15 protein-coding genes are annotated in these 14,271 nt (G+C 42.6%); 11 read left to right on the top strand and 4 right to left on the bottom strand.

Annotated features, from left to right (window positions below):
• Position 1: 1 nt before the first annotated feature.
• The gene (locus LY624_RS14560; protein ID WP_341803300.1) at positions 2 to 973 is read left to right on the top strand and encodes a glutathione S-transferase family protein; all 972 of its coding nucleotides are present in this window, start codon (positions 2 to 4) and stop codon (positions 971 to 973) included.
• 40 nt (positions 974 to 1,013) lie between these two features.
• On the opposite strand, the gene LY624_RS14555 is transcribed toward LY624_RS14560, so the two are convergent.
• From LY624_RS14555 to LY624_RS14540, 4 genes are all read right to left on the bottom strand, one after another.
• Positions 1,014 to 1,589, bottom strand: a complete 576-nt coding sequence (locus tag LY624_RS14555; protein ID WP_341803299.1) for an AAA family ATPase — start codon at positions 1,587 to 1,589, stop codon at positions 1,014 to 1,016.
• Positions 1,590 to 1,683: 94 nt separating this feature from the next.
• Positions 1,684 to 1,941: a hypothetical protein gene (locus LY624_RS14550; protein WP_062568607.1), complete on the bottom strand. Its 258-nt coding sequence runs from the start codon at positions 1,939 to 1,941 to the stop codon at positions 1,684 to 1,686.
• Positions 1,938 to 2,387, bottom strand: coding sequence for a hypothetical protein (locus tag LY624_RS14545; protein ID WP_130149391.1), 450 nt, complete (start codon positions 2,385 to 2,387; stop codon positions 1,938 to 1,940). The genes LY624_RS14550 and LY624_RS14545 overlap by 4 nt, the downstream gene beginning before the upstream one ends.
• Positions 2,388 to 2,392: 5 nt before the next feature.
• A complete protein-coding gene (locus LY624_RS14540; RefSeq protein ID WP_130149392.1) occupies positions 2,393 to 2,734 on the bottom strand; it encodes a DUF883 domain-containing protein in 342 nt (113 codons plus the stop codon).
• A gap of 459 nt (positions 2,735 to 3,193) precedes the next feature.
• Here LY624_RS14540 and mraZ point away from each other — a divergent pair, with 459 nt between their 5' ends.
• Genes mraZ through murG form a run of 10 tightly spaced genes read left to right on the top strand, consistent with a single transcriptional unit; the run spans position 3,194 to position 14,258 of the window.
• Entirely contained in the window at positions 3,194 to 3,652 is a 459-nt protein-coding gene (mraZ, locus tag LY624_RS14535; RefSeq protein WP_036971213.1) for a division/cell wall cluster transcriptional repressor MraZ, read from the top strand.
• Between the two features lie 30 nt (positions 3,653 to 3,682).
• Complete coding sequence (gene rsmH, locus LY624_RS14530) at positions 3,683 to 4,618, top strand: 16S rRNA (cytosine(1402)-N(4))-methyltransferase RsmH (protein WP_062568610.1); 936 nt, start codon at positions 3,683 to 3,685, stop codon at positions 4,616 to 4,618.
• Positions 4,618 to 4,944 carry a cell division protein FtsL gene (gene ftsL, locus LY624_RS14525; protein ID WP_130149393.1) on the top strand — a complete coding sequence of 109 codons (327 nt, stop codon included), beginning with the start codon at positions 4,618 to 4,620 and terminating at the stop codon, positions 4,942 to 4,944. Before rsmH ends, ftsL begins: the two co-directional genes overlap by 1 nt.
• Entirely contained in the window at positions 4,941 to 6,758 is a 1,818-nt protein-coding gene (locus LY624_RS14520; RefSeq protein ID WP_062568612.1) for a penicillin-binding transpeptidase domain-containing protein, read from the top strand. The genes ftsL and LY624_RS14520 overlap by 4 nt, the downstream gene beginning before the upstream one ends.
• Complete coding sequence (gene murE / locus LY624_RS14515; protein WP_341803298.1) at positions 6,751 to 8,229, top strand: UDP-N-acetylmuramoyl-L-alanyl-D-glutamate--2,6-diaminopimelate ligase; 1,479 nt, start codon at positions 6,751 to 6,753, stop codon at positions 8,227 to 8,229. The genes LY624_RS14520 and murE overlap by 8 nt, the downstream gene beginning before the upstream one ends.
• Positions 8,226 to 9,614 carry a UDP-N-acetylmuramoyl-tripeptide--D-alanyl-D-alanine ligase gene (locus tag LY624_RS14510; protein ID WP_341803297.1) on the top strand — a complete coding sequence of 463 codons (1,389 nt, stop codon included), beginning with the start codon at positions 8,226 to 8,228 and terminating at the stop codon, positions 9,612 to 9,614. Before murE ends, LY624_RS14510 begins: the two co-directional genes overlap by 4 nt.
• Positions 9,608 to 10,690: a phospho-N-acetylmuramoyl-pentapeptide-transferase gene (mraY, locus tag LY624_RS14505; protein ID WP_193987822.1), complete on the top strand. Its 1,083-nt coding sequence runs from the start codon at positions 9,608 to 9,610 to the stop codon at positions 10,688 to 10,690. The genes LY624_RS14510 and mraY overlap by 7 nt, the downstream gene beginning before the upstream one ends.
• On the top strand, positions 10,691 to 12,016 hold the full coding sequence (gene murD, locus LY624_RS14500; protein ID WP_341803296.1) for a UDP-N-acetylmuramoyl-L-alanine--D-glutamate ligase: 1,326 nt from the start codon (positions 10,691 to 10,693) through the stop codon (positions 12,014 to 12,016).
• On the top strand, positions 12,013 to 13,185 hold the full coding sequence (gene ftsW, locus LY624_RS14495; RefSeq protein WP_062568617.1) for a cell division protein FtsW: 1,173 nt from the start codon (positions 12,013 to 12,015) through the stop codon (positions 13,183 to 13,185). The genes murD and ftsW overlap by 4 nt, the downstream gene beginning before the upstream one ends.
• Complete coding sequence (gene murG, locus LY624_RS14490) at positions 13,182 to 14,258, top strand: undecaprenyldiphospho-muramoylpentapeptide beta-N-acetylglucosaminyltransferase (protein ID WP_341803295.1); 1,077 nt, start codon at positions 13,182 to 13,184, stop codon at positions 14,256 to 14,258. Before ftsW ends, murG begins: the two co-directional genes overlap by 4 nt.
• Positions 14,259 to 14,271: the final 13 nt, after the last annotated feature.

Genomic DNA, 14,271 nt, shown 5'->3' with positions numbered 1-14,271 from the left:
TGTGGGATTACTAGTAAATGGCCAATGGCAAGATAAATGGTACGACACAGACAACAACCAAGGTGAATTTAAGCGAGAGGCAGCCCAGTTACGTAACTGGATCACCGCAGATGGCAGTGCAGGACCAAGTGGTGATGCTGGCTTTAAAGCAGAAAAAGATCGCTACCACCTTTATGTCTCTTTAGCCTGTCCTTGGGCGCATCGCACTTTGATTTTTCGCCATTTAAAAGGCCTGGAAGATTATATCAGTGTGTCGGTTGTAAGCCCTGATATGCTAGAGCACGGCTGGACGTTTGATAAAGACAATCACAGCACCGGTGATGCACTTTTCAATAGCGACTTTATGCATCAAATTTATACGCGTAATAAAGCTGATTATTCAGGCCGTGTGACGGTTCCCGTACTGTGGGATAAAAAAACGCAGCGTATTGTCAGTAATGAGTCTGCTGAAATTATTCGTATGTTCAATATTGCGTTTAATACTCTTACAGGTAATGAGCGAGATTTTTATCCACAGTCGCTACGCTCTGAAATTGATGAAGTTAATGAGTTTGTTTATCACAACATTAATAACGGCGTGTATCGTGCGGGCTTTGCAACAACGCAAGACGCATACACAGAAGCCTTTGATGATCTTTTTGCCGCTTTAGATAAAATTGAGCAACGTTTAACTGCTAATCGTTATTTAGTGGGTGAGACACTGACAGAAGCTGATTGGCGTTTATTCACCACTTTAATTCGCTTCGACAGTGTGTATGTGGGGCATTTTAAATGTAATTTGCATACTATCGAGAGCTATCCGGCGATCAGCAACTATTTGCGTGAGTTATATCAAATTGAAGGTGTGAGTAAGACCGTTGATTTTTATCATATAAAACGTCATTACTATTTTAGCCACACCATGATTAACCCAACCCAAGTTGTGCCAAAAGGGCCTGAAATAGATTACAACCGAGCACATAATCGAGGTTAATAGACTCTGATAACTAACAGTTTAATGACTGATTAAGCTGTTAGTTATAACTATCCATGACCTTGCGGATAGTGTCGATGCCAAACATCACCTTTTGAATAAATGACTCTGAACTTTTCACTAAATTAAAATTTGGGTGTTGCGACCAAACGGCTTGAAGTTTGTCGTCAAGTATAATTGCTTGGTTGTCTGATTCATTTCTGACAGGGTTATTTGAGTGGATGCTTTGACCTGATTTAGCTGCGGTTTCGAAAAATATAACAGCGTCATATTGCGCGAGCTCAGTTTTTAAATCGGTGTTCAGATATACGAAAAACTCATCAGGGTTATCGGGCCAATAGGCGAGCCCATCTAAACTGCCACGATCGCAAAGCATTAAACGATCTGGATGTTTGGTGCGTTGGATATGTTCAAGGTGCTTCTGGAGATTATAAATTGCTTGTTGTTGTGCTTTGATTAGACTTGGTGAATCATTACGCTCTATCCCACCACTAAACAGCATGGTTGCAGATTCAGGAACAACTACAATTTGATTTGAAAATTCACGTCGTAATAAATCAATTGCCGTTGTTTTACCACCACCTGGTCCACCTGTTAACACAATCCGTTTTTTCACAGTAACCTATCCTATTAGCCATAATAGCTTTAAGTTAATAGCATAAAGTGAAAATGAGAAGTAGCAAAATAGATTTAGATGATATAAATCATGATTATAGTAATCTTAACAACCAAGCAAACTGAGTTACTTGCTTAACCGGACCTTTCGAAGGTTCATCACTTTTCATTGCTTGATAACCCATCCCTGCGGTAAAAGCACTTGCGATACCGGCTTTGCTTACTGCAAAGCGTTTTAAACGATAATTAAAAGCTTGATGATGTTGGCGCTTTAATTCATCAGCCAAATCCATTTGTTCGCTAAGTGAGCGTACATTTTTTTGAGGCTTATTAATAAAATAATCAATAATCATGATTCATCCTTATCAATATTAAGAAGCTGTTTAAAACTACGTACTGATTTATCAAACCCAATCTTGCTGCTGACATAACCTATATTTTTCCAAAGCCATGCTAAACAAAGTAATTGCAAAGCGATTAATGAGATCGCTGATAATATTAGCGATTGACTTAGGGTGAATATGCCAATGCCGATTGTGGCAAGTAAACCGGCCCATAACAGCACTAAACCACCTGCAAAACAAACCAGCATAATAATAGTGAGTGCCAACGAGCGTGTTGATAAACGCCACTCAGCGGCTGCTAATTCTTTACATATACCCGCTTGTTTTCGGTAATCGACGTATAGCTGCTTAGAGTAGTCTGAGAGTTTGGCAAGATGATCTTGCCACTGATCAGCGTTTGATTTCTGATCAGTGGCATCTTGCGTTTTCTCATCTGTAGGTTGAGAAGACTGCATAACAATTACTTACGGCGAATAAGTGCAGTTACTAGCATACCCGCTGCAAACGCAATACCTGCTGTTGCAAGTGGGTTTTCTGAGGCAAGCTGACGTGTTTTGCCGCTATATTCATTAAATTTAGCACGCGCTACAGCTTGCTTTTCAGAAAGCGTTTTAGCAGAGCTCGACGCACCTTGGCGAACACTGTGCTCGGCACTGGCTGCACGAGTCGATAAAGCATCCACAGCGTGATGTGCTGCTTCAGTTGCTTTGTCTGTGAATGGCGCTTCAACTTGAGCCGCTTTCGGATCTACATTGCTGTTGCTTGTTGCAGTTGAGTTCGATTTTGTCGTTGCGGTAGTCATAATCATTCCTTAAATATTGCCATTAGTTGGTAGTTTATATGTCGCAACCTTCATACCAAATATAAATATCCTTAAGTTTTAATGGTTTATGGTTTTTCGAATTGAATGGTTTTTGTTTTAGCGTTGTTTTCTCGTAACTCTTGCAGGGTAACTGAGTAAAAATTACAGTGCGGTAGAAATAGTGTAACTATTCACTGCTCATTCATTCATCATTTTTACCCAATAAAATAGGTAAAAAAAATTTTTTCTTTGTTTGCCACTTTTTCCCACTTAATTCAGTAGCTTTGCTTGAGCCCTTATTTTTTCTGGCTTTAGAAGGCGAGTATGATGATCAGCTTACTTGACAAAATGGCTTGTCAAGCCCTAAACTGGAGCACTGTGGTAAAAAGTGGTTTTTAGTGGATCAAATTGGATCAGAAATAATCGTCAGCGATTAACAACCTAATTTTAAGGCAAGCTATGTTTCGGGGTGCGAGCTCTCTGAGTTTGGATGATAAAGGACGCTTTGCGGTACCAACCAAGTACCGAGATGCGATCTTGTCTGAAGATCAGGGCACGGTTATTTGCACTGTTGCTTTAAATGAACCTTGTTTGTGGTTGTACCCATTAGCTGAATGGTTAGAAATTGAATCGCGATTATTAAAGATCTCTAACATGAATCCACGTGCACGCCGTATGCAACGAATGTTGCTCGGTAATGCTACAGAGTATCAACTAGATAAAAATGGCCGAATCTTGCTTGCGCCGTCGTTACGGGCTCATGCAGAACTTGGAAAAAAAATCATGTTGGTTGGCTTGATGAATAAGTTTGAAATTTGGGATGAAGATCGTTGGCATGAGCAAATGCGCCAAGATACTGAAATTGAACGCCTAGGTGATTTTGAGGCAAATCCTGAGTTCGATAACTTTTCACTCTAACCACAATAATAAAAAGGCAAAAAATAGCTAATGACAGCGCAATTTGAACATGTCTCTGTACTGATGGACGAAACCATAGATGCTTTGGATATTAAACCCGAAGGCATTTACATGGATGGCACATTTGGTCGCGGCGGACATTCAGGTCAAATTCTTGCGCGTTTAAGTGATCAAGGTCGCTTACAAGCAATCGATCAAGATCCGCAAGCGATTAAAGCCGCCGAAAAATTTGCCGACGATACGCGATTTTCAATTGCCCATACCCGTTTTTCAAACTTAAAAACGGTTGCTGAAGACAACAATTTAATCGGCAAGGTTGATGGTATTTTGTTAGATATCGGTGTTTCTTCACCACAGCTAGATGATGCTGAGCGCGGCTTTAGTTTTATGAAAGATGGCCCGCTTGATATGCGTATGGATCCAACCAGTGGTCGCAGCGCAGCACAATGGCTAGCGGAAGCTGAACTTGAAGACATCACTCATGTGATCAAAACCTATGGCGAAGAAAAGTTTGGTCGCCGTATTGCTCATAAAATTATTGAGACTCGTGAGCACACTGCGATTACTAGCACCAAGCAGCTTGCTGATTTGGTCGATGAAGCAGTCCCCGTAAAAGATAAACATAAGCACCCTGCAACACGCACATTCCAAGCGATCCGTATTTATATCAACAGTGAACTTGAAGAAATTCAAACTGCACTGCAAGCCGCTGTTGACGTTTTAAAACCAGGTGGGCGTTTAGTCGTTATCTCGTTCCACTCGTTAGAAGATCGCATTGTTAAGCAGTTTATTAAAAAACAGAGTAAGGGAGAGGCGATACCCAGAGGTCTGCCTTTAACAGACGCACAAATAAACAAAAACCTGACGTTAAAGGCAGTGGGTAAAGCCATTAAGCCTAGCAAAACGGAGATTGAAATGAATCCTCGTTCGCGTAGTTCGGTACTAAGGGTTGCGCAGAGATTGTAATGAAAGCAAAAGCGACGCATCGCCAACCAAACTTATTTAAAGAAATTTTTAAAGGCCTAGGAGCTAATAAGCTGACCTTGGCCTTGTTGGTTGTGATCCTTGCATCGAGCTTGGGTGTTGTTCAAGTGACACACTTAGCGCGTCAACAGTTAATTGAGCAGGATAAATTATTGCAAGAGCGTGATGAACTCGATTTAGAGTGGCGCTACTTGTTGGTAGAAGAAGAGTTTTACTCACAGCATGCGCGCATCGAAGAAGTTGCGACCATGCAGCTTGAAATGAAAAGGCCAACTAGCCAAGATGAACAGGTGGTAGTACTGCAATGAGAAGCAGAGGGAAAAAGCCAACAAATACCTTGATCACATGGCGTTTTACGCTCGTGTGTTCAGTTGTTCTACTCGTCTTTATGACGTTAGTTGCTCGTGCTGCCTATTTACAAGTGATTGAGCCTGATAAAGCCCGTTCAGAAAGTGATAAACGCACAGTGCGGGTTGAAAAACAACATGTACAACGGGGCATGATTTTCGATCGCAATGGTAAAGAGCTTGCCGTTAGTGTTCCTGTTGTTAGCGTTTATGCAGATCCAAAAGCACTTCATAAATCTTTAGTAAGCAAAGTACTTCGCCAAGCCCGTAAAAATGGTGAAGACCAAAATGCCCTTGCTGAAAACACCAATGAGCTCAATAAACGTATTGCCACGTACTATAACCACGATTTACGTTGGCGAGAGTTGGCTGATGTGCTTCGTATTGAGCCAAAGAAAATTAATGCACGCCTGCGCGATAACCCTAAACGCCGCTTTGTTTATTTAAAGCGTCAAGTGACTCCCGCTGTAGCAAATTATATTGGTGATTTACGTTTACCTGGTATCCATTTACTTGATGAATCAAAACGCTATTACCCTGCCGGTGAAGTGACAGCGCATGTTATTGGTTTTACTAACATTGATGGTCACGGTATTGAAGGCATTGAAAAACTTTACGAAAAACAACTTACAGGTGTCGAAGGGCAACGTACTATTCGTAAAGATGCGCAAGGTCGTGAAGTGGAAGTACTTGATGAGCGTGAGCGTGTTGAACCTGAAAATATACAGCTTAGTATTGATCAACGTATTCAGGCAATCGCCTATAAGGCTGTTAAGTCGGCAGTGCTGACATATAAAGCAACCTCAGGATCAGCGATGGTCGTCGATGTAAAAACAGGCGAAGTGTTAGCGATGGTTAATAGCCCTTCGTTTAACCCTAATAACCTTAACGATGCAGCACCTCATAAGCGTCGTAACCGTGCTATTACAGATTTATTTGAGCCAGGCTCAACTGTTAAGCCGCTAGCCATTTTAGCTGGTTTAGACTACGGCTCGATCCAACCGGATGACATCATTGATACTTACCCAGGCTGGATGCGCGTAGGTGGCAGCTTAGTACAAGATACACGAAACCATGGTGAAATGACTTTAAGAGAAATCTTGAAGTATTCAAGTAATATGGGTGTTACAAAAGTGAGCCAAACCGTACCGAAAGACTATTTTGTTGGTCTTTATCAAAAAGTAGGTTTCGGAAGCGACAGTGGAACAGGCATGGTCGGTGAAAGCAGCGGCTTATTTTACCCTAATCGACGTTGGTCAGATCACGAGATAGCAGCGCTTTCATTTGGCTATAACCTCGCGGTGAGCACAGCACAAATGGCCCGTTTCTACGCCATGCTTGGCTCGGGTGGTGTAATGCGTCCGTTAACAGTTTTAAAGCAAGATTCAATTCCTGAGGGTGAGCGTGTCTTTCAACAAAAAGACGTTGAGGCCGTAGTTCACATGATGGAGAGCGTATTTGAAAAAGATGGTACGGCTAGAAGCGTTAAAGTTGATGGCTATCGTGCTGCGGGTAAAACGGGAACCTCTAAAAAAGCTGCTGTGGGTGGCTATGGTGACGAATATGTCGGTTACTTTGCAGGTGTCGCACCGGCCAGTAACCCTCGTTTAGCTGTTGTAGTAATGATTAATGAACCCGGTGGAGATGTGTATTATGGCGGTGCGACGGCAGGCCCTGCGTTTGCAGAGATTGTCTCCAATGCCTTAAGAATTTTAAACGTCGCACCGGACAAAGATGCGGTTGCGTACGTAGAAGGCAAAGATAACGATGCGTGATTTAAAACCGATTCTTAATCATATTGATGTTGAAGCCAATACCTTATTGGTGAATCAACTTCGTCTTGATAGCCGAGACGTAAAACCAGGCGATGTATTTGTCGCAATTAAAGGGCACCAACTTGATGGTGGCCAATTTATTGATAAAGCTATTGAAAATGGTGCTGTGGCAATCATTGCAGACCGTTTATGTCAGTTTGAGAGCCATTTTGAACCACTTTTTTTAATTACTGATTTAGCTAAGAAATTACCTGCTTTGGCCGCTGCTTTTTATGGCCAACCTTCTAAACAACTTGAATTAGTGGGTGTCACGGGCACCAATGGTAAGTCAACAACCACAGCTATGATTGCGCATTTAGCACAGCAGTGTCATAAGTCAGCTGCGGTCATAGGCACTCTAGGTTATGGTCACCCTGATAACTTAACGCCACTGATGAATACTACCCCTTCAAGTGTTGACTTACAGCGTATTCTATCTGAATTAGAACAACAGCATACTGACATTGTGGCAATGGAAGTTTCATCCCATGGCTTAGTTCAACAACGTGTTGAACATTGCCAGTTTAAGGCGGCAGTATTTACTAACCTTTCACGGGATCATTTAGACTATCATGGCTCAATGGAAGCATATGGTGACGCTAAACTGATGTTAATGCGTGACCATAATCCTGAACTTGTCGTACTGAATCAAGATGATGCGCAAGTTGAGTTGTGGTTAGAAAAATACGACTTTAATAACCTTGTTTGTTATGGACATAAAAACTTAACACCTGAAAACGCACGTTTTGTCTATTTCAGTGAAGTAACCTATGACAACACAGGTATTGCCGCTAAGTTCGAAACCAGCTGGGGCGATGCATATATTACATGCGCTTTATTTGGTGAATTCAATCTTTATAACTTGGCTGCTGCACTCGCAACGCTTCTTGGCTTAGGGTATCCACTTAAATTATTAGCCGATGCGTGTAGTACTTTGCAGCCTGTTGCAGGGCGTATGCAGGCATTTAGTGCGCCAGGCCAACCAACCTGTATTGTAGATTACGCTCACACTCCTGATGCACTGGCACTTGCATTACAAGCATTGCAAAAACATGTTCCGGGTGGCGTGAGTTGTGTATTTGGTTGCGGCGGTGACCGCGATAAAGGCAAACGCCCAATGATGGCAAAAGCTGCAGAAGGGAATGCAGACCGTATTATTGTCACCAGCGATAATCCACGCAGTGAAGATCCTAACGTGATTATTGCTGATGTTATTGCTGGGCTTGAACATCCAGAGCAAGCTCACAGTGAAGCAGATCGCGCTCGCGCAATCAGCTACGCAATAGAACAAGCAAGTGCCGATGATGTCATTCTTATTGCAGGTAAAGGCCACGAAGATTATCAAATTATTGGCGAGCAACGTATCGATTTCTGTGATCGTCAATATGTACAACAACAATTAAAAGAAAAATCGCAAGGGGCGCAGTTATGATCCCTATGGATTTTGATTGGCTAGCAAACGTTCTAGCAACCGATTACCAAGGTGGTAATCAACAAGTTAAAAATATAAATACAGATACGCGTACCCTCTGTGAGGGAGACGTGTTTTTAGCGCTTCAAGGACCAAACTTTGATGGCCACAAATTTATAGCACAAGCCAAAGAAAAAGGGGCGATTGCCGTGATAGTGGCACATCCTGTTAATGTCGATATTGTGCAGTTTGTGGTGACTGATACACGCATTGCGCTAGGTGAAATTGGCTCAGCCGTTATGGCGCAAGTTGCACCTAAAACTATTGCGATTACAGGCAGTGTTGGTAAGACAACCGTAAAAGAAATGTGTGCGGCAATTTTGTCAGGGCACGGCGAAGTGCTTTCGACGAAAGGCAACTTTAATAATGACATTGGTGTGCCACTGACTTTATTACGCCTTGAACCACAGCATGAATATGCGGTGATTGAATTGGGCGCGAATCACATTGGTGAGATTGCTTACACTGTTGCAATGACTAAACCCGATGTTGCCGTGGTGTGTAATGTAGCAGCTTCTCACTTAGAAGGTTTTGGCTCATTACAAGGTGTAGCAACAGCAAAGGGCGAAATCTATGATGGCTTAAAGCCAGATGGTGTAGCCGTGGTTAACTGTGACAGCGATTTTGCTGATTTTTGGCTCACCAAACTAAATGATCGCAACGTAAAACGCTTTTCTACTAGCAAGCAATTAGATTATTGGGCAGAAGGTGTGGTGCTTGATGAACAAGCTCGCGCATCTTTTATGCTGTGTAATCAAGATAAAAAAGTACCTGTCACCCTTGCTCTACCTGGTAAGCACAATATTGCTAATGCACTGATTGCCACAGCCTTAACGACTGAGCTTGGCGTAAGCTTAGAAAGCATTGCATCGGCACTGGCAACCATGGGTGAAGTTAAAGGTCGTGTGAATGTACTCAAAGTCTCTGACACGCTGACTGTGATTGATGACACTTATAATGCCAATGTACAGTCTGTAAAGGCGGCGATTGATTTATTAAGTGATATGCCAGGTCGTCGCATTTTTGCACTTGGTGATATGGGCGAGCTTGGCGAAGAAGCGCGTTTTTATCATCAACAAGTCGGCGAGTACGCACAGCAAAAAGGGATTGATGAGCTATACAGCTTAGGCGTATTGAGCAAGTCAGCCAGTGATGTATTTGAAAAGCCCAACCGCCACTTCTCAAGCCGCGAACAATTACTACAACAATTGCAGAGTGTGCTTGCTCAGTCTCAGCAAAAAACCACGATAGTTGTAAAAGGGTCACGTAGTTCTCGTATGGAACTAGTCGTCGCAGATTTAGTTAATAGCCAGCAAAATGGCAACAATGGAGTATCGTCATGTTAGTTTGGCTGGCAGAGTATTTAACACAATATTACAGCGGTTTTAATGTCTTTTCGTACCTAACGCTGCGCGCGATTTTAGGTATTTTAACAGCATTACTTATATCACTTTATTTTGGTCCAATATTAATCCGTGGCTTGCAAAAGATGCAAATTGGTCAAGTCGTTCGTCATGATGGACCAGAGTCTCACTTGTCGAAAAAAGGCACGCCAACCATGGGTGGCATTTTGATTCTAGGTGCTATTTTTACCAGCACATTGCTGTGGGCTGACTTATCTAATAAGTATGTTTGGGCAACTTTATTTGTTGTGGGATCATTAGGTATCGTTGGCTTTATTGATGATTACCGCAAGGTTATTCGTAAGGATCCAAAAGGACTGATTGCTAAATGGAAGTATTTTTGGCAGTCAGTCATTGCTTTAGTCGTGGCTAGTGCGTTGTATTTTACATCGCAGCAAGCAAGTGAAACGTCTTTGGTTGTGCCGTTTTTTAAAGATGTATTGCCGCAGCTAGGCTTGTTTTATATCGTCATGACTTACTTTGTAATCGTCGGCACATCGAATGCAGTAAACCTGACAGACGGCCTTGATGGTTTAGCAATTGTACCTACTATTTTAGTGGCTTCGGCACTTGCTATTATTGCTTACCTCACCGGTAATGTGAATTTCTCAAGCTACTTACATATTCCTCATTTACCACTGGCAAGTGAGCTGGTTGTGGTATGTACCGCGATTGTTGGTGCAGGCCTTGGTTTTTTATGGTTTAACACTTACCCAGCGCAAGTATTTATGGGAGATGTTGGCTCATTAGCGCTGGGCGGAGCACTTGGCATTATTGCGGTACTCGTTCGACAAGAACTTATTTTAATTATTATGGGTGGTGTATTTGTAATGGAAGCCTTATCAGTGATTTTACAGGTAGGCTCTTACAAATTACGCGGCCAACGTATTTTTAGAATGGCACCCATTCATCATCACTATGAGTTGAAAGGTTGGCCTGAGCCGCGCGTAATTGTGCGCTTTTGGATTATTTCAATTGTGCTAGTTCTTGCTGGCCTTGCTACATTGAAGATCAGGTAAATGACAGTTATTAACGAGATAAAAAATAGAAAAATTACAGTGCTCGGACTCGGTGTAACCGGTCTGGGCATTGTGCGTTTTTTATTATCTCAGAATATAAAGCCAATTGTTGTTGATAGCCGCACAGCGCCACCGGGTGCAGATTGGTTAAGCGAGCATGCTAGTGAGTTAACGACTCACTTTGGTGATTTAAATAATGCCCACCTGAGCAGCAATGACATTATTATCATCAGTCCAGGTCTAAGCTTAGCGACACCGGCTGTCGCAAACGCAATTGATGCTGGTGTGGAAGTGATTGGTGATGTTGAGTTGTTCGCGCGCCTAACAAATAAACCCATTGTGGCAGTGACGGGCTCAAATGGTAAGTCGACCGTTGTTACATTAGCGTTTGAAGTGCTTAAAGCTGCCGGTTATAAAGTAGGCCTTGGCGGTAACATTGGCACTGCGGTGCTTGATTTACTGTCGCAAGACTACGATGTGTATGTACTTGAGCTGTCGAGTTTTCAACTTGATACCACGCACAGCTTAAAAGCCAAAAGCGCTTGCGTACTTAATGTGAGCGAAGATCATTTAGATCGTTATTCAAGCTACCAAGCTTATATAGATTCAAAACAAAGTATTTATAACGGATCAGAGCTTGCTGTCGTCAATGCTATTGATGTGGCAACGCACACAGCAAAACAACCACAAGTAAGCTTTGCCCTCGCGCATGCAGACTATGCACTGATTGAACATCAAGGTGAGCACTATTTTGCAGCTCATGGGAAACCCGTGTTACCTGCAAGCAGTTTGAAAGTAGTGGGCTCGCATAATCAACAAAATGCCTTAGCTGTAATGGCATTGCTAAGCCCTTTTGACATAACAGTAGCACATTATGAGCAAGCATTCGGCGCATTTACAGGACTTGCGCACCGTTGTCAGTTTGTTGCTGAAATTAAGGGTGTAAAGTATTTTAATGATTCAAAGGCGACCAATGTCGGCGCAACTATCGCAGCCATTGAAAGCCTAGCTGACCAAGCAAAACAGTTAGTTGTTATTGCAGGTGGTGATGCGAAAGGGGCTGATTTAGATGCTCTAAAACCGTATCTAACCAACAAAGTCAAAGCCTTAGTATGTTTTGGTAAAGACGCCAAAGCACTCGTGGCACTGAGTGATAAAGGTCACTTAACCACGAATATGCATGAAGCTGTGCAGCTAGCGAAAAAACTAAGTGTTGATGGTGATATCGTACTTTTAGCGCCAGCTTGTGCGAGTATTGATATGTATAACAACTACATGCAACGCGGTGATGACTTTACGCAATGCGTATTGGCGGAGGCAGTATGATTGCATTTGCAGATATCCGTGACGCATTAACACCTAAACAGTCAGCACAGCTTTATGATGTCCCCTTATTGTATTGCATGATAATGCTGATTGGTGTTGGTTTTGTCATGGTAACCAGTGCTTCGATGCCTACCGCTGAAAGGTTATTTGACGACCCTTACCATATCATTATTCGCCATGCGATGTTCCTTGTTATGGGGTTTATCTTATTTTGGATCACAACCAATGTACCTATGGATTGGTGGAAACGAAGTAATCCCTATTTGTTATTACTTGGCCTTGCTTTGCTTTTATTAGTTCTTGTTGTAGGTCGCGAAGTGAATGGTGCAAAACGCTGGATCCCGATTGGGCCTGTGGGTTTTCAGGTTGCAGAAGCGGCTAAATTATACTTTTTTAGTTACATCGCTGGCTACTTGGTTCGTAAGCGAGAAGAAGTGCAAGAAAACTTAAAAGGCTTCGCAAAGCCTATGGTGGTATTTGGTGCATATGCTTTATTAATTTTATTACAACCTGACTTGGGTACCGTGGTGGTACTATTTGTTACGACGGTGGGCCTATTATTTTTAGCCGGTGCGAAGCTGTGGCAGTTTTTTGTATTGATTTTAACAGGCGTTGCTGCCGTTGTCGGATTGATCATTGCTGAACCTTACCGTATGGCACGTGTTGTAGGCTTTTTAGAGCCGTGGGAAGACCCGTTTGGTAAAGGATATCAACTCGTGCAGTCGCTAATGGCATACAGCCAAGGGGGCTGGTTTGGGCAAGGTTTGGGTAACAGCGTACAAAAATTGCAGTACCTACCAGAAGCGCATAATGACTTTATTTTTGCTGTAATTGGCGAAGAACTCGGCTTTTTTGGGGTTATGAGTATTTTATGTGTGTTGGCTGTTTTGGTATTCAGAGCATTATTAATTGGTCAAAAGGCACTTAAATGCGGAAAAGAGTATGAAGGCTATTTTGCGTTTGCGATAGGTATTTGGTTTGCTTTTCAAACCATGGTGAATGTCGGCGCGAGTGCCGGTATTTTGCCAACCAAAGGCTTAACACTGCCATTTATTTCTTATGGTGGTTCAAGCTTATTAGTAATGACGATAGCCACAGGTGTACTTTTACGTATTGACTTTGAAACTAAAATGGCGACCAAGCAAGCGACTTCAGGAGGTAAGCGATGAGTAAAAAATTACTTGTTGTTGCCGGTGGTACTGGTGGACATATTTTTCCAGGCATTGCAGTGGCTGACTTTCTCAAACAGCAAGGCTGGCAGGTTAGCTGGATTGGTACACCTGATCGAATGGAAGCAACTGTGGTCCCTAAGCACAATATTGAAATTGATTTTATCGATGTCAAAGGGGTGCGAGGCAATGGTATTAAACGGCTAATTAAAGCACCATTTATGGTGATGAATGCGATTTTTCAAGCGCGTAAAATTTTAAAAGCACAACGCCCTGATGTGGTACTTGCAATGGGCGGTTATGTGACAGGACCAACAGGGGTTGCAGCGAAAAGCTTAGGTATCCCGTTAGTGATTCATGAGCAAAATGCAGTCGCTGGTATGAGTAATCGTTGGTTAGCTAAGTTTGCCAGCAAAGTCTTAGCGGCTTTTCCTTCAGCATTTGCTAAGGGACAGTGCGAGGTAGTCGGTAATCCAGTGAGGACAAGTGTTGCTCAAGTCAGTGCCAAACAAACAAGCACACCCACTAATATATTAGTTGTGGGGGGATCGTTGGGAGCGCAGGTGCTTAATCACACTTTACCTGCTGTATTCAGTGCACTTTCAGCGCAAACAACGCTTAATATATGGCACCAAACCGGAAAAAATAATGAACAAAAAGTCACGGCAGACTATCAACAACTAGGTCTTGCTGAAAGTACGAAAGTGGCTGAGTTTATTGATGATATGGATAGTGCGTATCAATGGGCTGATTTGGTTATTTGCCGTGCTGGTGCATTAACGGTTAGTGAGATTGCTGCAGCAGGTCGAATGGCATTATTTGTGCCGTTCCCACACGCAGTGGATGACCATCAAACTGCTAATGCTGCTTATTTAGTTAACTCAGGTGCTGCACTGATGATGCAACAAAACGCGTTTTCTAAAGAGGCGGTGGTGGATTTGTTGACACCGTACTTAATTGCACCAGAAAAAATTTCCATAATGGCAAGCAAAGCAAAACAGCTTGCTATTTTAGATGCCACAGCCAAGGTTGCAAACCGCTGTGAGCAGCTAGTAGATAGAAGAGATTCGTAGTGAAAGAAAGCAT

This window comes from Pseudoalteromonas sp. N1230-9, assembly GCF_032716425.1.
In the GTDB taxonomy this organism is placed as follows: Bacteria; Pseudomonadota; Gammaproteobacteria; order Enterobacterales; family Alteromonadaceae; genus Pseudoalteromonas.
Note: the sequence above shows the minus strand (reverse complement) of the source record. Positions and strands in the feature narration are given on the sequence as shown.